The organism is Crocinitomicaceae bacterium (assembly GCA_016708105.1).
Lineage (GTDB): Bacteria > Bacteroidota > Bacteroidia > Flavobacteriales_D > Crocinitomicaceae > JADJGJ01.
Genome location: JADJGJ010000001.1, coordinates 961440 through 979695, shown reverse-complemented (window position 1 = coordinate 979695; position 18256 = coordinate 961440). Strand labels below are relative to the sequence as shown.

The following is an 18256-nucleotide window of genomic DNA, read 5'->3' as shown; positions in this document are numbered from 1 at the left end:
TCTTAAGTCACTCAAGCGTTGTAAATCCTGACAGGCTATGCCAGATAAGCGTTTCATGAGAATTTTTATATAAAAATATGATACATGTCATAGGCACTGCTCTCAAAACTACCTTACTTTATTCCTCAAATTATTTTTCTAAATACTATGGCCATAAAAATTACAGATGATTGCATTAATTGCGGAGCATGCGAACCAGAATGTCCGAACAATGCTATTTACTCAGGTGGTACAAACTGGAGCGCGGCTCAGGGTACTGCAGTTTCAGGATCTTTTAAATTGAAAAACGGATCAGAGATAGATGCTTACGCAGATCAGGAGCCTATTTCAAATGATTTTTATTTCATTGTACCTGAAAAATGTACTGAGTGTAAAGGATTCCATGATGAACCGCAGTGTGCAAGTGTATGCCCGGTTGATTGTTGTCTACCAGATGCTGACAACTCAGAAAGTGCGGATCAGCTGTTGGCTAAAAAAGCAATGCTTCACGGTGAATAACACCTCCCGTACCGACGATGGGAAAACATGTGGAGCAATTATTCTTGCCGGTGGAAAATCCAGCCGGATGAAAGCTCCAAAATCCTGGCTCCCTATTCCGGGAAACACAACTTTTATTGAACAAATTGCAGATACCTTTCACCTCGCTTTAAACGGCGGGGTGATTGCCGTTTTAAACGGATCATTTTGTATTGATGAATTCGAACCTCTGGTTCAAAGACTGAAACTCAGTTCTCAAGTGATTCCAAATCACAACCCTGAACTTGGAAGGTTGCACAGTATTAAATTGGGATTACAGCATCTGAATGATGATTATGTTTTTATTCAAAATACAGATTCGCCCTTTCTGCAAGTATCTACCATTGAATATTTGATGGAGCATGCCAAAGCTGGTTCTGTATGTATTCCGGTTTTTAATTCGCACCGCGGACACCCTGTTCTGATGGAAGCAAATTGGCTGCGTAATGCAATTCAAGCTGCACCAGAAAATTCTACCCTGCGTGATTTGATAAGTACAGTTGAACTTATTGAGGTACATGTCAACGATCCTGCGATACTTGACAATATTAATTCGCCTGAACAATATGAACAGTTAATGCATGAACGTGTGGAATAAAATAGCAAGCGTACCTTCATCAGGTAAAAAAGCTGTACTATGCACGGTTGTTGCAGTCAGTGGATCTACGCCCAGACATGCCGGTGCAAAAATGATTGTATACGAAGACGGCTCTATTGATGGTACGATAGGTGGAGGAAATCTGGAAAAAAATGTGATTCAGAATGCCTTGCTACAGCTTAACCTAAATCAGCCAAAATTATTTAGACATGATTTGTTGCATCAACACAATATGTGCTGTGGAGGAACAGTTGAAATTTTTATCGAACCACTTATGCCACAAAAAAAACTGTACATTTTTGGTGCCGGTCATACCGGCCAGGCTTTGGCTTCACTTGCCCTGAATACTGATTTTGAAGTATATCTTTTTGATGACCGAAAAGAGTATATGGATCAGGTGAGTGATTCACGCATCAATAAACTTTGTGCTGAAATTAGAAACACCCTGCCCCTGCTCCCATTTGATCAATATACTTACTCTGTTATTGCAACCTATGAACATGCACTTGACAGAGATATTTTAAGTTATTGTATTGGAAAACCACATGCCTATTTGGGCATGATTGGCAGCCAGAGAAAAATTTTAATTACTAAAAAAATGTTCACTGATGCAGGCATTGCAACATCATCACAACTTGAAAAAGTACACATGCCAATTGGAATCAACATCCACGCCGAAGATCCTTTTGAAATTGCTATCAGCATTATGTCAGAATTGATCAGTTTCAAGAATAGCACGACAGATCTCAAAGCGAAAAAAAACAACGAGACAAAAACTAAAAAAGCAGAACAAGTAAAATGAGTACACCAATAAAAACAGCACTTGTAACAGGCGCTGCCAACGGAATTGGAAAGGCAATTGCCACCAGGCTGGTGAATGAGGGCTATTTCACTATTCTTGCCGATGTTGATGAAGAAAACGGACAAAAACAGGCAGCAGCTTTAGGCAAATCAGCAGAATTCAAAACCTGCAACATCAGTGATGAAAAATCAGTTGAAACGCTGTTTTCATATATCAAAGAAAAATACAATACCCTTGATGCACTAGTCAATAATGCGGGTATTATCCGAGACAACGTAATTTGGAGAATGCCCGTTGAAGATTTTGACAAAGTGATAGAAATAAATTTGCGAGGCACTTGGCTGATGTGCAGACAAGCAGCTATGTTAATGCGTCCGGTAAACAAAGGACGAATTGTCAATATTTCATCACGCGCATGGCTTGGTAACAGAGGTCAATCAAATTATGCTGCATCAAAAGCAGGAGTGGTTGGAATGACCCGCGTGCTGGCACTTGAATTAGGCGCAAACGGAATTTTGGTGAATGCTATTGCACCGGGTTTGATTGATACTCCGCTAACTCAAAAACTACCTGCTGACGTTCAAGAAAAATTAATTGAAGCACAACCAACCAAAAGCATGGGAACGCCAGAAGACATTGCACAAGCGGTAGCCTTTCTCTGTGATGATAAAACCAAATTTATTACAGGACAAACTATTTACGTGGACGGCGGAAAAAGCATAGGTGCCGGATTATAATTATCAATTCAACGAAAAGAAAACAAAAATGGAACTAATAACACTTCATGTAAACAATCAGGAAATTCAATTGGCTGTTGAACCACATGAAACACTTGCATACACACTGAGAAACCGCATCAATCTCACCGGTACAAAAACCGGATGCGAACAAGGAAGCTGCGGCGCATGTACAGTATTTGTAGATGGAGTTGCAGTACAAAGTTGTATCACGCCGGTGATGAAAGTCAGCGGTTCAACCATCACTACCATTGAAGGAGTGGCAGACATGAATAAATTGCATGGTTTGCAAGAAAAATTTGTTGAACATGGCGCAATACAATGTGGATACTGTACACCAGGAATGATCATGTCATCACTACACCTGTTGAATGAAAATCCAAAGCCAAGTCGTGAAGAAATTCAAGAAGCACTTTCAGGAAACTTATGCCGTTGCACCGGGTATAAAAAAATTATAGACGCCGTTGAATCATATGTGCATAAAACAGAAACTAAAAAAGAATCTGGAAAAGGCACTGTTGGGGTATCACGACCCTATATTGAAGCAGAAAAAAAAGTACGTGGTGCAGCAGAATATGCAGATGATTACCGTGTCAAAAATGCACTTCACTGCAAATTTCTGAGAAGTACGTATGCACATGCACGCATCAAATCAATTGATATTTCAGCTGCAAAATCTCTTCCCGGAGTTAAGGCGGTTGTAACCGGCAAAGAGCTTCCGCTCACGTTTGGCGTGTTACCAATTTCACAAGATGAGACGGCAATGGCAACTGATAAAACCAGATACATTGGTGAAGTAGTTGCTGCCGTTGCTGCAGATACAGAATATATTGCAGAACATGCATGCAGTTTAATCAAAGTAGAGTATGAAGAACTGCACCCGTTTTTTGACATGACTGAATCAGTAGAAGATATTGGTTCACATGAAAAAATTCACAGCTTTGTCAAGTTCAACAACAACATTCACAAAAAAGCAGAGCTTCGTTTTGGCGATCAGCAAGAAGGTCTTTCAAAAGCTGATCACACAGTAAAAGTTGATTTTGATTTCATGGGAATTAACCATGGATTTACAGAGCCACATGCGGCAACTGCTTGGTGGGATGAAAATGGATTAACCATTATTACAGCAACACAAGTACCTCACTATTTACACCGCTTTCTTGCCAAAGTGCTTGAAGTGCCAATGAGTAGAGTGCGTGTAATCAAACCATACGTTGGTGGAGGTTTTGGCGGAAAATCAGATCCTTTTCCACATGAAATGATTATATCACATTTGTCACGCATCACAGGTCAACCGGTGCGTGTAAGATTTTCAAGAGAAGAGGTCTTTATTAGCAATCATGGAAGACACCCAACAAAAATGACCGTTCAGATGGGTGCATCAAAAACCGGAGAAATTCAAGTGCTTGATGCAGACATCATCATTGATGGTGGTGCATATGGAAGTTTTGGTGTGGTTACATCCTATTACAATGGAGTACTATTACAAGCACCTTATAAGATCAACAATTTCGGATTTCGCACCAGACGTGTTTACACCAATAAACCGCAATGCGGCGCAATGAGAGGACACGGAGCAGTGAATTCCAGATTTGCTGTTGAGACCATGATTGACCGACTTGCTGAAAAAATAGGAATGGATCCCTGTGACATGCGGATGAAAAATTTCCTGGATGGCAATTCACTCACCGTTGGACAGTATCGCATTACATCAAACGGAAGCAGAGAATCACTTCAGCGCGTAATGGATCAATCAAAATGGAAAGATCGTTATAAAAAACTCCCTTTTGGAAAAGGTATTGGAGTTGCTTGCGGATTTTTTATCAGCGGCAGTGCGCTTCCTATTCACTGGAATGAATATCCTCAATCTGTGGTGCATTTAAAATTAGACCTGGATGGTAGGGTGTTGGTATTGTCAGGCGCAAGCGATATAGGACAAGGAAGTGATACCATGCTTGCCATGATTGTGGCAGAAGTTTTAGGCATTGACATGGACAAAGTTTTTGTTGTGGCAGCTGATACAACACTCACTCCTATTGATCTTGGCAGCTATTCAAGTCGAGTTACATTCATGGCTGGTAATGCAGCAAAAACAGCTGCTGAACATTTAAAATCACAAATGTCAGCAAACATTGCACGCATTAAGGAAGTTGACGCTGCAGAAATTTCTTTTGAAAACGATCATGTCATCAGTACAGATGGTAAAGTTAAGTTGACTTGGTATGAAGCAGTAGAAATTGCTACACGAAAAGTTGGAGCACTTAACGCAACCGGCGCTTATAACTCACCTAAACTTGGAGGAGATTTTAAAGGCGCAGGCGCAGGCTTGAGTCCTTCGTATAGTTTTGGCGCAGTAATCGCAGAAGTTGATGTAGATACGGAAACAGGACAAGTAAAAGTTACCAATATCTGGGGTGCACATGATGCAGGAAAAGCAATTAATCCAATGGCTGTTGAAGGTCAGTTGGAAGGATCATGGCACATGGGATTTGGTCAGGCAGTGAGCGAACAAATGAAATTTTATAACGGATTATTGGTGAATAGTAATTTACTTGATTATAAAATTCCAACTTCAAAAGACACGCCGCCAATTCACACTAACATCATCGAAACCATTGATCCTGAAGGGCCTTTTGGCGCAAAAGAATGCGGTGAAGGTGCAATTCACCCGGTGATTCCGGCAATTGCAAACGCAATTTATAATGCAGTTGGAGTAAGAATTACTTCTTTACCTATCAACGCAGAAACGTTGCTCAATGGAATGAAAGAAAAAAATCAACCTGTTACAAAATAACATATCATGATTAGTCAACAAACATATATTATTACCAAAACAGTACTTGAAGCAATGCAACTTGCTGACCAGTATAAAAATGATTTCAAATTTATTGCCGGTGGTACCGATGTGATGGTAAATAAATATCAAGGAAATCAAACTGCACAATGTTTGATAGATATTTCAAAAATTGATGAACTTAAAGGTGTTGCCCTGCAAGACAATACGCTTCGAATAGGCAGCTTAGAAAAACTGGCAACTCTGGCAAAAAACGAATTGATTTTAAAACACGTACCGGTACTCGCAGAAGCAATTCTTACTGTTGGATCACCCTTGATAAGACAAGCGGCAACCATTGGTGGTAACGTGATGTGTGAAAACCGCTGTTTGTACTATAATCAATCTGAATGGTGGCGTGAATCAGTTGGATATTGCCTCAAATGTGAAGGTGATATTTGTATTGCAACGCAAGGAAAAAATGCGTGTTTTTCAGAATTAGTTTCTGATACTGCACCGGCATTCATTGCATTAGGTGCTTCAATTGAATATCAAGTTGGCAATGAAACCAAACAAGTTCCGCTTGAATCAATTTATACCGGAGATGGGGTAAAACCAAGAAATTTGCCGTACAATGCTATCGTCAAAGCTCTTCTAGTTCCGGTGAAAAAACATCGCGCATTTTTTGCAAAATTACGTGAACGTGAAAGTTTGGAATTTACCTCACTCACCTGCTGTTTAGTCAGAGATGAACAAGATAATTTGCGCATTGCACTTGCAGGCGTTGATCCTAAACCTGTGGTAATTGAAGGTAAAATTTCAGATGCGATAGATGATCTAATATCTAAAGCAGTGAAAGGCGCACGCACCGTTGACAATGATATGTACAGCAGAAAATACAGACGAGAAATGATTGGGGTTTACATTCGTCGTGGCATTGAAAAAGTTACAGCTTAATTATTAATATTAATACATACAACTATGAATCAAAATAATCCAATTGACGTTTTATACAAAGAACACGAACTAATTTCAAAAGCCGAAGATGCTATATTAAAACTCAACAATACATGGGTTGATCATCCATCACAATTTGAAGAAACCGTTGATAAACTTCTCACGTTTTTTCAAGAATATGCTGATGGACTGCATCACAGAAAAGAAGAGGAAGTTCTTTTTCCAGCCTTGATGGACAACCCACAATTCACCTTGCATGAGATTATTAGAGAATTTGAAAATCATCATGAAGAGTTCAGAAGTTACGTAGGCAATATCCAGGAAGCAATCAGCAAAAAAAATTATGAGCAAGCATACAAATTATTGAGAAGTTACTCAATGGATTTGCGTGATCATATTGCAGCAGAAAATGAAGAATTATTTGTGCTTGCAGAAAATCTTCTGGATGATTCAGAGAAAGAAAAAATGTTTTTTCTTTTTAAAGACATTGACATGGAAGCCGGTGAAAGCCATTTGAAAAAGCTGGCTGAGATTTTGAATTCTTGATTGTGGAAACTGATTCAGTTAATCAACCAATCATTTATCACTTTGCAGATTACCTGAAAAAGAATTTTAGCTGCGCCGTACAAAAAATCTCCATCAATGCCGGAAACTCTTGCCCAACAAGAGACGGCACCAAAGGATATGGTGGCTGCACCTATTGCAATATATCTACTTTTACCCCGGCATATTGTCTTGAAAATAATTCAGTGGATGTACAAATTAAACAAGGCATGCAATTTTTTGCGGGCAAGAAAAAAAATCCAAAATTTCTTGCCTACTTTCAGGCATATACTAATACGTATGATGAATCGTACAAGCTAATTGAATACTTTGAATCAGCTCTGCAATTTGATGATATTGTTGGATTAATTGTTGGTACGCGTCCAGATTGCATATCAGATGAAATACTGGATTATCTTCAGAAAAAATCAAAACAGGTATACGTTGCTGTAGAATTTGGTGTTGAAAGCACAGACAACAAAAGTTTAGCACGAATCAACCGCGGACATACCTTTGAAGAAACGCAAGAAGCTTTTTTTCGATCAGCGAATCGCGGAATTCATTTAGGTGCACATTTGATTATCGGGCTGCCTGGTGAATCAAAAGAAATCATTATTTCTCATGCAAAAAACATTTCAGCCTTACCGGTTGACACACTTAAACTGCATCATTTACAAATTGTAAAGGGCACCATCATGGCGCATCAGTTTGAAACCTCAAGGCAGAATTTCAATTTGATGCAGAGCGAACAGTACTTTGATTTGATTGCAGAATTCATTGCACATCTCAGACCCAATATTGCAATTGAAAGATTTATAAGTCAGGCACCACAAAACTTACTTATTGCGCCGGACTGGAAAGGACTAAAAAATCATCAAACAGGAAGACTGATTGAACAAGTGATGAAAGAAAAAAAATTATTTCAAGGAAAATATTTTCAAGGCTAAAATTTAGACTGACTGCTGTTCAGGATAAATTTTATATTTTTTCAAAAGCCATTGTTGCAGAGAAAACACTAGCAAACCTGAAGCTAGCCCAACCAATCCACCCACAAGCAAATCAGCGGGATAATGAACTCCCAAATAAATACGGCTATATGCAATAAGGAATAACCATAAAAACAACAAATACCACCAACGAGATTTTTTTCTGAACCACAATACCATCAACAAGGTAATGCCGCTGAAGTTGGCAGCATGAGATGAAACAAAACCGTACAACCCACCACGATACTCTTTACCTTCCGGTGTGATGACAGTATGCACCTTATCTTTAATTTCAAGATTATGGGTTGGTCGGTAACGCTCAACTTGATTCTTGAAAACAACTACTGAAACACGATCTGTAATAGCAACGGAGATGCCTGCCGCAACCAACAATAGCAACATAAACTTGATGTTGAATTTTTTCCATGCATACCAGCAAATAAATACAAAAAGTGGAATCCATGTTGCTGTCCAGCTGATATACCACATAGGCACATCTAACCACGGAGCATGGAGGCTGTTGAGGAATAGAAACAAATCGCGGTCTAGTTGTTCAAGCATCAGTAATTGCAGAAAGCACTGCAAGATACAACTCAAAAAGATAATTTATATTGGAACAAAAAAAAAGAACCAGAGAAAAAGGCTCTCTGGTTCACAATTGAAAGAAAATATTTTTTATTCGCAGATGAATTTCATGACACTGGTTGTACCATCACTCAACATCACGCTGATGAGATATACACCTGAATTTAATGAAGAAATATCTATAGCAGAATTCATTGTCTGACCAGAAATTATAACACGACCACTCATATCAGAAATTGTATACGGCATATTCATAGGAGAAACAAAAAGTTGCTCATGCGCAGGATTCGGATAGACAGAAATAGTTTGTCTGTCTTCAGCTAAATTCAAATAACATGGATCGTTTCCAATAGTAACTCCAGCCTGAATATTACCCGGTACACCAACAGTTCCAGAAGGAGTATTAAATGTAAAAGTACCATCAAATACTCCAAAGTTAGAACTTGATCCACCGATATAATATTCACCTGAACCGGCCAAGGTATCATCAAGACAATTGGTCATATCAGCGGCAATACAGAATACACCATCATTCACAAACATAGCATCCATAGTCTGAATATTGCAATTAGAAAAATCATTTTCAAGATCAATTACACCTGCTGAAGTATTCAGGAATTCACCCTGATTATTAAAATTATTATCAATCATAAAGTCACCAGAATTTGTAAAAATTCCGGTTTGATCATTCAGTATGTCATATACTGTTAGCAAGCCGCTATTTGAAACATTCCCTTGATTCCACAAGCTATCAAAATAAACGGTAGTTGAAGTATTGACAAATGAACCACTTGAAATCCACAAACGATAACAATCAAATGTACCATTGTTAATCAATGAACCTGTGCCATCAATCCACACGTCAAAATCATTACCGTCATCTATTAATGAACCGCCTGAATTAATTTTAATCTGTCCAGATGTATAATAGATATCCACATTCATTTCCAAATCATGGTTAATCACTAACGAGTCACCACTTGCCGGAACACAAAGACAATCCCAAATTAGCGGATTGTAAAATAATCCGTTTGCGGTGGTAGTTTGAACTTGCGAATTTGCACGTAAAGCCAAAGCGCAAGAGAATACGAGTAAGAGTTTTTTCATAGGTAAATTTTTGTTTATAAAAGTATTACGAATAAAAACAAAAAAGGTTGATTTGAATCATAAAAAAACCCCGTTGTGACGGGGCTTTCGAGAGTTTTAGTAAATCGTGTTAGATAGAGAATCTATCCTCCAAAATCGTCAAATCTTACGTTTTCTTTTGGAATTCCCCACTCATCACACATCTTAACAACGGCGTTATTCATCATTGGCGGGCCACAGAAGTACACTTCCAAATCTTCAGGTGAATCATGCTTTTTCAAATGTTGATCAATTACAGCATTGTGCACAAATCCAAGGAAACCATCACCTTCAGCATTGACATCAGCTTTTACTTTCCAATTATCTGATTCCATTGGTTCAGACAATACAAGATAGAATTTGAAATTAGGGAATTCTCTTTCCAATGATCTGAAGTGTTCAATGTAAAAGAGTTCAGCTTTAGAACGACCACCGTACCAGTAAGTAACTTTACGGTTAGTTTTCATGGTTTTGAAAAGATGATACAAGTGAGAGCGCATTGGAGCCATACCGGCACCGCCACCTATATAAAGCATTTCAGCCTCAGATTCGTTGATGAAGAATTCACCATAAGGACCAGAAACAACTGCTTTATCACCCGGTTTCAAATTGAAAATATACGATGATGCAACACCCGGATTCACTTTCATCCAACCATTTGTTGCACGATCAAAAGGAGGAGTTGCAATACGAACGTTCAACATTACTCTTCTTCCTTCTGCAGGATAAGAAGCCATCGAATATGCGCGCACAACCTCTTCATTATTTTTCATCACCAAAGACCACAATCCAAATTTATCCCAGTCAGCTTTAAATTTATCAGGCTGTCCGGCATGATCAACAGGGTGAGCAGTGATGTCCATGGTGCTGTATTTTACTTCACAGGCAGGAATTTTTATCTGGATATAACCACCCGCTTTGTAATCCATGTCTTCAGGAATTTCTACAATGAATTCTTTAATGAATGTTGCCACGTTATAGTTTGATACAACGGTTGCATCCCATTCTTTGATGCCTAAAATTTCATCATGGATGTGAATTTCCATATCTTCTTTCACTTTCACTTGGCAACCCAACCGATAGTGATCAGCAATCTCTTTGCGTGAGAAGTGAGGTTCTTCAGTTGGTAAAATATTTCCACCTCCTTTATTAACCTGACATTTACACTGCAAACAAGTGCCACCACCTCCACAAGCAGACGGTAAGAAAATGCCCTGAGTACTCAACGTTGTCAACAAACTTGAACCACCATCTACTTCAATAACACGCTGACCATGATTGATGTTGATTTTAATTTTCCCTGCAGTAGATACTTTCGCTTTTACGTAGAGTAATAAACCTACCAGTAATAGAATTACAATGGTAAATACGATAACTGTAATGATGATAACTTTTCCCATCCTTCAAATATTAAAAACTGATACCACTAAAACTCATAAATGCAATCCCCATTAAGCCAGTGATAATGAAAGTAATTCCCAACCCTTTGAGTGGAGCAGGCACGTGTGAGTATTTTATTTTTTCACGAATTGCCGCAATGGCAACAATTGCAATAAACCAACCAATACCTGAAGATGTTGCAAACACAGTTGCCTCAGTAATGGTTGAATACTGACGTTCTTGCATGAATAGCGCAGCACCCAAAATTGAACAATTCACTGCGATAAGAGGAAGGAAAATTCCCAGTGCGCCATATAAGGCCGGTGCAAATTTTTCAACCAACATCTCAACTAATTGTACAATTGCCGCAACAACCGCAATGAACATGATGAATGATAAGAAACTTAAATCAAGGCTTGCATATTCTTCACCCATCCATGATAAAGCACCCTCTTTGAGAATGTAGTTTTCAAGAAGCCAGTTGACAGGAACAGTTACGGCAAGTACAAATATTACAGCCGCTCCAAGACCCGTAGCAGTTTTTACAGTTTTTGATACCGCCAGATAAGAACACATACCCAAAAAGTATGCGAAAATCATGTTCTCAACGAATATCCCTTTTATTGCAATGTTTATTAAATCCATACCACTTGGCTATTAATGTTCAATAAGATTTTTGTTGATTGAGCGTTGTACCCAAATTACAATGGCCACGCAGAATAACGCAAACGGAGCCAAAATAATCAAGTTATTATTCATGTATCCAACACTGTATGCCCCGGTTCCTTCAACAGCGTCTCCCATAATCTGAACTCCGAATAATTTACCTGTACCAAAAAGTTCTCTGAAAATTGATACCACCACCAATATCCATCCATAACCTAATGAGTTACCAATTCCGTCAAGGAAAGATGGCCAAGGTTTATTTGCCATCGCAAATGCCTCATATCGCCCCATCAAAATACAGTTTGTAATAATCAAACCAACAAATACAGAAAGTTTTTCAGCCATGTCCGGCAAATACGCTTTCAATACTTCATTTACAATAATTACTAGAGATGCTGCCGCAACAAGCTGTACAATAATTCTGATTCGGTCAGGAATCAAATTTCTCATCAGGGAAACAACTACGTTTCCGGTTGCCACAACAAATAAAACACTCAAAGACATTACCACAGCTTGCTCAATTGAAACGGTAATTGCAAGTGCAGAGCAAATTCCTAATACCTGAACGGTAACGGGATTATTCTCAGAAAGAGGATCAGTGATCAGCTTTTTATTCTTCTTTGAGAACAAAGGTTCTTTTACTTTCTCGCTCATGATTTATTGTTTTTTAGTCGAAAAATAAGTCACATAAACCTGCAGGGTGCGGTTTACCATTTCTTCTACTCCTTTAGAAGTGATTGTACCTCCGGTTATCCCATCAACTTTGAATGGTTGAGTTCCGCTTCCGTCTTTCACCACTTTAATTTCTTTGAATGTTCCGTTATCAGAAATGGTCTCAGTTTTAAATTGATCTCCAAATCTTGAAGTAGAAATTTCAGCACCTAAACCAGGTGTTTCAGATTTATGGAAAAAGTTAGCTCCATACACTGAATTCATATCTGATTTCAGCGAAATATAAGCCCAGATTGGCCCCCATAATCCTTTACCCACCATTGGCATTACATATCTTTTTTCACCGTCAATGTCGGCAGCGTATAAGGGATAGTTTCTGTCTTCAGCAGGTCGATTTTTATCGCGAAATTCTTTTTGGATATCAATATCAAATGCGCTACCTTCTACAATTTCACCTTTTGAATTAATTACCACACATTCTTCTTCAACAATATATTTGTCATAAAGCTCAGCTGCATCTGCACGTGTACACTCAATACCTAGTGCCGTGAGAATATCCATTTTCTTTTTGATCGTTCCGTTTGCATCTTGAATTGGTTTTAATCCCATAGCAACGGCAGCCAATGCCGCCCCAACTACAACCACCAGACAAATGGCGAAAATAAATGTGTAACTATTACTGTTTTTGTCAAATTTCATACTCAAAGTATTAATATTTCAGTTCAGTGCTTTCGTGAATTTAATTTACACTTATTGAGCAACTGTCTTAAGTCTCTTCATTCGGCGCTTGATGTTTGATTGAATCACGTAATGATCAATCAGTGGAGCAAGCACGTTAAGCAAAAGAATTGCCATCATGACACCTTCAGGGAAAGCAGGATTTAATACGCGAATAACAATTGCCATTGCCCCTGCCAAAAATCCATAAATATATTTACCTGAAGATGTTTGTGCCGCAGTAACCGGATCAGTCACCATAAACACAGCTCCAAAAGCAAATCCACCAAGCATTAAATGATGAATTGGATCAAGTTCCAAATAAGGATTCACTGCAACTCCATTTAAAAGATATCCTATCGCTAATCCACCTGCAAAAAATGAGAACATCACTTTCCAACTTGCTATTCCGGTATAAAGTAAAAAGGCAGCACCAATCATGATGGCGATAAAAGATGTTTCACCAACTGATCCGGGAATGCTTCCAATCATAGAATCCATGAGAGTCCATTTTGCCTGAAATGCATCAATTGAGGCATGCACAGGCTCATTGGTTGCCATTGACGCAAGCTCACCAAGTGGAGTTGCTCCACTAAATCCATCAGGTGTAGAAGCAACATTTTGTAATCCGCTCATCCAAATTTTATCACCTGACATCATGGTAGGATAAGAGAAGAATAAGAACGCACGCGCCGTCAACGCAACGTTTACCACGTTCATTCCGGTTCCTCCAAAAACTTCTTTGGCAAGCACTACCGCAAAAACAACAGCAATAGCTACCATCCAAAGCGGAACATCAGCAGGCACAATGAGCGGAATCAACATCCCTGTTACCAGATATCCTTCCTGAATTGCGTGTTGATTTTTTATACAGAAAACAAATTCAACTCCCAAACCAACGGCATAGGACACAATTACTAAAGGAAGAACTTTAATCAGCCCATAAATAACTTTATCACCGAACATGTCCCAGTAAGGTAAATTCAAGTCACCTTTTTCTGCCACATAATGCCAGTGTCCGGTGTTGTAAATTCCGAAAAGCAGACATGGTAAAAGGGCAACAATCACCATGAACATAGTACGCTTTAAGTCAATACCATCACGGATATGAGCACCTTTATTAGTAGTTTCTCCTGGCGTAAAGAGGAAAGTAAAAAATCCATCCCATACCGGGTGGAATTTGGCCCATTTACCGTGGTGGTCGGGCTCCATCTTACGCATCATTTTTTCAATTGCCTTCAATTTGATTCAGTATTAGATTAGACAATAATTACATGCATTCAGTATATACTTCGTCAAGTCCTTTACGGATGACATCTTGGATATCAATTTTTGATGTGCAGACAAACTCACACAAAGCAAAATCTTCAGGAGCAACTTCATAAATTCCTAATTTCTCCATCAGGTCAAGATCTTTATACATGACTGATTTAATGAGTTGCATTGGATAGATATCAAACGGGAAAACTTTTTCAAGCTCACCGGTTACCACAAAATTTCTGCGCTCACCATTGAGATTGGTATCCAGCGCATATTTTTTACCCGGCATCAGCCATGAGAAGTATGAGCGATTGATGGAGAATTTTCCAAGTCCGGGTCCCATCCAACCTTTGGTGATCAGGAATTTTGGTTCGTCTCCTTCAGGGATTACGGTAACTTGATTATGGTAATATCCAATATGACTATCCGCTGTGATTTTATCACCTGTCAATACGTTACCTGAAATTATGCGCACCTTACCTTCATTGATTGTACCGGTCAATAATTTTTTCAGGGAAGAACCAATGGTCATTTTATAATATTTCGGATTTTTCACCTCAGAACCTGCGAGCGCAATTACGCGTTCAGCCTGAAATTTACCAGTAAGAAAAACTCGTCCGATGATAGCAACATCTTGCGCGTTCACTGTCCATACCACTTGACCTTTATTTATGGGGTCAATATGATGGATTTGTGTACCAACATTACCTGCAGGATGCTTACCATTTATTTTATTGATTTGACAATCTTTTGCGTTTGAAAAAGCAACATCAGCGGTGGTATTTCCATTCAAGGTCAAATGCACTTTACCGCTGGTTAATTTTGACAAGGCAGTTATACCTGCTTGAAAAGCTGCTCCCTCACCGTGCATGATAAAATCATAATCAGGTGCAAGTGGAGACGAGTCAAAAGCCGAAACAAAAATTGCTTTTGGTTCATCAGCCGGGTTAGCGATGATATCAATTGGGCGCATTTTAATAAACGGCCAAGCACCAGATGCAAGTAGTTGCTGTTTAACTTCATCTTTAGAAAGCTTTGAAGGATCTTTCACTCCAAAATCTTCATAAGCATTTTCAGCAGTTGCCTTGATGTTGATTTGTAAAATTTTCCGTTTTTCTCCGCGGACAATATCCGTAATTTCACCGGCAACAGGCGATGCAAACCGAATTTCCGGTCTACCCTTATCCAGGAAAATTGTGCTTCCTGCTTTTACTTGGTCTCCTGCTTTTACTGTGAGTTTTGGAATCAACCCATGGAAGTCGGTTGTCCTGATAACAAAATTATCTGCGAATTCTACCCCGCTCTTTACCTTCTCTGCTTCACCTAATAATTTGATATCAAGACCTTTTCTGATGGTGATAGTCTTAGACATATCTATCTGGTTGTTTTTATAGCGAACAAATGTATAAATCAGTTTGCCAATTTTAACGTTTTTTTAGACTGATTTTAATTAGTTTAGACCGATTCTAAATAAGATGTTTCATGTTTACAACAAGTCCCGCAAATCAATTAGTGAACTTATTTGAACAAAATCATGATCAAACGCCTCACCTTTTGGGTTAAAATGAATCACTTGCATGCCGGCATTATGAGCGCCTAAAATATCTGCATCATAACTATCTCCAATCATAATGGACTCATGTTTTTTAGCACCTGATAAATTCAGTGCATGATTAAACACCCTGATATCAGGTTTATTCACACCCACATCTTCTGAAGAAAGAATTACGTCAAAATATTTTTTCAAATCAGTGCGTGTCATTTTTATCTCCAGCACTTCTTTGAACCCATTTGATATAAGATGCAATTTATATTTTTCACCTAGGTAAGATAAAATTTCATGTGTGTGTGGGAAAAGATGTGTCTTAGCAGGCGCAATAGCAAGATAAGCATCAGCAAACGACTCAGCCTTTGTTATATGATCATCTATTTTGTACAATTCAAACAAGTCATAAAATCTGCCATAACGAACCCTTCGTTTGTCAATTTCACCTCTATTATACCGATGCCAATACTCTGCGTTGATTTGTTGGTATTGACTGATAAATTTCTCAAAAGAATTCACATACCGGTGCAGCTCAAAATCACCAAATATTTCTGCAATAGCCGCCGATGAATTTTTTTCAAAATCCCATAAGGTGTGATCCAAATCAAAGAAAACGTGTCTGATATTTTTTATTGAATGAGCCATATAATAAAGCACATAAACGCACTGTACGCAGCGGTGTTAATCATCATCAGAAAAAATGTACGACGATCATGTCCAAAAAATTTGGCACAAACAATAGAACCAATTGGAATAGACAATAGCAGAGGAGCAATTAATGTAACTCCATAAATGCCTATTCCGGTTTTCAATTTAACCAAGGCCTTATTAACCCGTGTAAATTTTTTTTTTGCTTTAAGAGGAATGCCGGTTTTAACTGATTCAAGATATTTTTCTTTACGTTTTTTCGCCGCAATTTTCATGAAAAGTTCACTCATAAAATAGAATGCGGCCATACTGACCCAAGCACCGGCAGTAACTGAAACAAAAATTTCAAGAAAATGGGCTTTGTGATCAATAGCAACAGCAGTCCAATAAGTGAGCCAGTGTGCAAATAAAAACTTGAAAGTACCAAGCCAGAAACCGGAAATAACCAAACCTACATTCATACTACAATTTTAAGCCAAAGGCAAGATCACCGGCATCACCGATGCCCGGTACAATGTATGCCTGGTCATTTAATTCAGGGTCAACCACACCTACCCAAATTTCAGCGTTTGACGGCAGAATTTTTTCTACAAAATCAATCGCTTGTTTGCTAGCCACTGCCGAAACTACATGAATTTTTTCAGGACTTCCGTTTCGCTGAATTGCTTCATATACTAATGTCATAGACTGTCCGGTTGCAAGCATGGGATCAGCAATGATTAATGTTTTGCCATTCAAGTCAGGACTAGCCAAGTACTCAACGTGCACCTTTAACTGTCCTCCATTTTTTTCTTCACGATATGCCGAGATAAACGCATTTTCAGCACGATCAAAAATTCCAAGTAAGCCTGTGTGTAAAGTCAAACCGGCACGTAAAATTGATGCTATTACCGGTTGTTTTTTCAATTGAAACACCTCAGCAATTCCCAACGGTGTTTGAACTTTAGTTAGCTCATACTGCAGTGTTTTGCTTAATTCATAACCCATGATTTCACCCATACGCTCCAAATTTTTTCTGAAACGCAAAGGATCAGCTTGTATATCTTTATTTCTGATTTCAGCAATGAACTGGTTGAATACAGAATTGGTTTTGCTTATTTCATGCACCATGACCTATGATTTTTTAGGATGTACAAAGGTCGCAAAAATAAAGAGACTAATCACGAAATAATCTTAGGAACTCATTGCTGATATCGGTGCATCCAGATTTCGGCTATTATTCTTCCGGTGACCACCAGCATCAATGTTGCCAATAGATTACATTCTCCCAAGAATGAATCACTAAGCAGCGAAGCCCCAACCGTTACCGTCAAGGCCAATACGGTGACGAATAATCTTGATCTCTGATTGTCAATATATGCTTGGGATACCGGTTTTTGCAAAACAGAAAATAGATTAATTAAAACTGCAGGCAGTATTAAAAAAAGAACTGCAGATATCCACGGAAAATCTTCACTTGAATATTCAAATTCAGGATCAATATGCATACCCGTTAAAAGCACAAAGGCTCCTTGTACAATACCCAATCCTAATCCGGCATATAACACATTACCAACGACAAGTTTTTTATCTCTCATTGCAGGATAAAAATACAACAGCGCAATGAAGAAAATGAACAAAACAAAATACTCAACTACAAATGATAAATAGATTGTAAAAACTGACCAATCCCAATAATACACACCGCAGAGCAAAATGATATATTCTGCAATCAATACTATTTCACGAGCATATTTTTTTATCAC

Annotated in this window: 20 protein-coding genes; 8 read left to right on the top strand and 12 right to left on the bottom strand. The window is 38.5% G+C overall.

All coding sequences use genetic code 11. From position 1 onward, the window contains the following. Positions 1 to 147: 147 nt before the first annotated feature. Genes IPH66_04160 through IPH66_04125 form a run of 8 tightly spaced genes read left to right on the top strand, consistent with a single transcriptional unit; the run spans position 148 to position 7873 of the window. Positions 148 to 498 (top strand): 4Fe-4S dicluster domain-containing protein, encoded by a 351-nt coding sequence (locus IPH66_04160; protein ID MBK7128547.1) that lies wholly within the window; start codon positions 148 to 150, stop codon positions 496 to 498. Further along, entirely contained in the window at positions 491 to 1114 is a 624-nt protein-coding gene (locus tag IPH66_04155; GenBank protein ID MBK7128546.1) for a nucleotidyltransferase family protein, read from the top strand. Before IPH66_04160 ends, IPH66_04155 begins: the two co-directional genes overlap by 8 nt. Then, positions 1098 to 1916 carry an XdhC family protein gene (locus IPH66_04150; GenBank protein MBK7128545.1) on the top strand — a complete coding sequence of 273 codons (819 nt, stop codon included), beginning with the start codon at positions 1098 to 1100 and terminating at the stop codon, positions 1914 to 1916. Before IPH66_04155 ends, IPH66_04150 begins: the two co-directional genes overlap by 17 nt. Continuing rightward, a complete protein-coding gene (locus tag IPH66_04145) occupies positions 1913 to 2653 on the top strand; it encodes an SDR family oxidoreductase (protein ID MBK7128544.1) in 741 nt (246 codons plus the stop codon). The genes IPH66_04150 and IPH66_04145 overlap by 4 nt, the downstream gene beginning before the upstream one ends. Positions 2654 to 2681: 28 nt before the next feature. Continuing rightward, the gene (locus tag IPH66_04140) at positions 2682 to 5447 is read left to right on the top strand and encodes a molybdopterin-dependent oxidoreductase (protein MBK7128543.1); all 2766 of its coding nucleotides are present in this window, start codon (positions 2682 to 2684) and stop codon (positions 5445 to 5447) included. Positions 5448 to 5453: 6 nt separating this feature from the next. Continuing rightward, a complete protein-coding gene (locus IPH66_04135) occupies positions 5454 to 6383 on the top strand; it encodes an FAD binding domain-containing protein (GenBank protein ID MBK7128542.1) in 930 nt (309 codons plus the stop codon). A gap of 24 nt (positions 6384 to 6407) precedes the next feature. Further along, positions 6408 to 6929: a hemerythrin domain-containing protein gene (locus IPH66_04130; protein MBK7128541.1), complete on the top strand. Its 522-nt coding sequence runs from the start codon at positions 6408 to 6410 to the stop codon at positions 6927 to 6929. 2 nt (positions 6930 to 6931) lie between these two features. After that, positions 6932 to 7873, top strand: coding sequence for a TIGR01212 family radical SAM protein (locus IPH66_04125; GenBank protein MBK7128540.1), 942 nt, complete (start codon positions 6932 to 6934; stop codon positions 7871 to 7873). 3 nt (positions 7874 to 7876) lie between these two features. Here IPH66_04125 and IPH66_04120 read toward each other — a convergent pair whose 3' ends face one another. The 12 genes from IPH66_04120 to IPH66_04065 all read right to left on the bottom strand — a co-directional run bounded on the left by IPH66_04120 (position 7877) and on the right by IPH66_04065 (position 18256). Further along, on the bottom strand, positions 7877 to 8473 hold the full coding sequence (locus tag IPH66_04120; GenBank protein MBK7128539.1) for a phosphatase PAP2 family protein: 597 nt from the start codon (positions 8471 to 8473) through the stop codon (positions 7877 to 7879). 114 nt (positions 8474 to 8587) lie between these two features. Beyond that, positions 8588 to 9604 carry a T9SS type A sorting domain-containing protein gene (locus tag IPH66_04115; protein MBK7128538.1) on the bottom strand — a complete coding sequence of 339 codons (1017 nt, stop codon included), beginning with the start codon at positions 9602 to 9604 and terminating at the stop codon, positions 8588 to 8590. Between the two features lie 122 nt (positions 9605 to 9726). Next, positions 9727 to 11022, bottom strand: coding sequence for an NADH:ubiquinone reductase (Na(+)-transporting) subunit F (locus IPH66_04110; protein MBK7128537.1), 1296 nt, complete (start codon positions 11020 to 11022; stop codon positions 9727 to 9729). Positions 11023 to 11032: 10 nt separating this feature from the next. Next, positions 11033 to 11647 (bottom strand): NADH:ubiquinone reductase (Na(+)-transporting) subunit E, encoded by a 615-nt coding sequence (gene nqrE / locus IPH66_04105; GenBank protein ID MBK7128536.1) that lies wholly within the window; start codon positions 11645 to 11647, stop codon positions 11033 to 11035. Positions 11648 to 11659: 12 nt separating this feature from the next. Beyond that, positions 11660 to 12322, bottom strand: coding sequence for an NADH:ubiquinone reductase (Na(+)-transporting) subunit D (locus IPH66_04100; protein ID MBK7128535.1), 663 nt, complete (start codon positions 12320 to 12322; stop codon positions 11660 to 11662). A 3-nt stretch (positions 12323 to 12325) separates the two neighbouring features. Next, positions 12326 to 13039 (bottom strand): NADH:ubiquinone reductase (Na(+)-transporting) subunit C, encoded by a 714-nt coding sequence (gene nqrC / locus IPH66_04095; protein MBK7128534.1) that lies wholly within the window; start codon positions 13037 to 13039, stop codon positions 12326 to 12328. Positions 13040 to 13090: 51 nt separating this feature from the next. Next, entirely contained in the window at positions 13091 to 14299 is a 1209-nt protein-coding gene (locus IPH66_04090; protein ID MBK7128533.1) for an NADH:ubiquinone reductase (Na(+)-transporting) subunit B, read from the bottom strand. Positions 14300 to 14327: 28 nt separating this feature from the next. Continuing rightward, positions 14328 to 15689, bottom strand: a complete 1362-nt coding sequence (locus tag IPH66_04085) for a Na(+)-translocating NADH-quinone reductase subunit A (GenBank protein MBK7128532.1) — start codon at positions 15687 to 15689, stop codon at positions 14328 to 14330. Positions 15690 to 15803: 114 nt separating this feature from the next. Next, on the bottom strand, positions 15804 to 16508 hold the full coding sequence (locus tag IPH66_04080) for a noncanonical pyrimidine nucleotidase, YjjG family (protein MBK7128531.1): 705 nt from the start codon (positions 16506 to 16508) through the stop codon (positions 15804 to 15806). Beyond that, positions 16493 to 16972 carry a hypothetical protein gene (locus IPH66_04075; GenBank protein ID MBK7128530.1) on the bottom strand — a complete coding sequence of 160 codons (480 nt, stop codon included), beginning with the start codon at positions 16970 to 16972 and terminating at the stop codon, positions 16493 to 16495. The genes IPH66_04080 and IPH66_04075 overlap by 16 nt, the downstream gene beginning before the upstream one ends. Before the next feature lies 1 nt (position 16973). After that, positions 16974 to 17621, bottom strand: coding sequence for a uracil phosphoribosyltransferase (gene upp / locus IPH66_04070; GenBank protein ID MBK7128529.1), 648 nt, complete (start codon positions 17619 to 17621; stop codon positions 16974 to 16976). Between the two features lie 71 nt (positions 17622 to 17692). Next, positions 17693 to 18256 (bottom strand): hypothetical protein, encoded by a 564-nt coding sequence (locus IPH66_04065; GenBank protein ID MBK7128528.1) that lies wholly within the window; start codon positions 18254 to 18256, stop codon positions 17693 to 17695.

Coding starts and splice junctions, on each gene's coding strand:
- IPH66_04160 (MBK7128547.1), top strand. CDS start 148: ATGGCCATAAAAATTACAGATGATTGCATTAATTGCGGAGCATGCGAA.
- IPH66_04150 (MBK7128545.1), top strand. CDS start 1,098: ATGAACGTGTGGAATAAAATAGCAAGCGTACCTTCATCAGGTAAAAAA.
- IPH66_04085 (MBK7128532.1), bottom strand. CDS start 15,689: ATGTCTAAGACTATCACCATCAGAAAAGGTCTTGATATCAAATTATTA.
- IPH66_04140 (MBK7128543.1), top strand. CDS start 2,682: ATGGAACTAATAACACTTCATGTAAACAATCAGGAAATTCAATTGGCT.
- IPH66_04135 (MBK7128542.1), top strand. CDS start 5,454: ATGATTAGTCAACAAACATATATTATTACCAAAACAGTACTTGAAGCA.
- IPH66_04145 (MBK7128544.1), top strand. CDS start 1,913: ATGAGTACACCAATAAAAACAGCACTTGTAACAGGCGCTGCCAACGGA.
- IPH66_04130 (MBK7128541.1), top strand. CDS start 6,408: ATGAATCAAAATAATCCAATTGACGTTTTATACAAAGAACACGAACTA.
- IPH66_04075 (MBK7128530.1), bottom strand. CDS start 16,972: ATGAATGTAGGTTTGGTTATTTCCGGTTTCTGGCTTGGTACTTTCAAG.
- IPH66_04120 (MBK7128539.1), bottom strand. CDS start 8,473: ATGCTTGAACAACTAGACCGCGATTTGTTTCTATTCCTCAACAGCCTC.
- IPH66_04100 (MBK7128535.1), bottom strand. CDS start 12,322: ATGAGCGAGAAAGTAAAAGAACCTTTGTTCTCAAAGAAGAATAAAAAG.
- upp (MBK7128529.1), bottom strand. CDS start 17,621: ATGGTGCATGAAATAAGCAAAACCAATTCTGTATTCAACCAGTTCATT.
- nqrE (MBK7128536.1), bottom strand. CDS start 11,647: ATGGATTTAATAAACATTGCAATAAAAGGGATATTCGTTGAGAACATG.
- IPH66_04080 (MBK7128531.1), bottom strand. CDS start 16,508: ATGGCTCATTCAATAAAAAATATCAGACACGTTTTCTTTGATTTGGAT.
- IPH66_04110 (MBK7128537.1), bottom strand. CDS start 11,022: ATGGGAAAAGTTATCATCATTACAGTTATCGTATTTACCATTGTAATT.
- IPH66_04115 (MBK7128538.1), bottom strand. CDS start 9,604: ATGAAAAAACTCTTACTCGTATTCTCTTGCGCTTTGGCTTTACGTGCA.
- nqrC (MBK7128534.1), bottom strand. CDS start 13,039: ATGAAATTTGACAAAAACAGTAATAGTTACACATTTATTTTCGCCATT.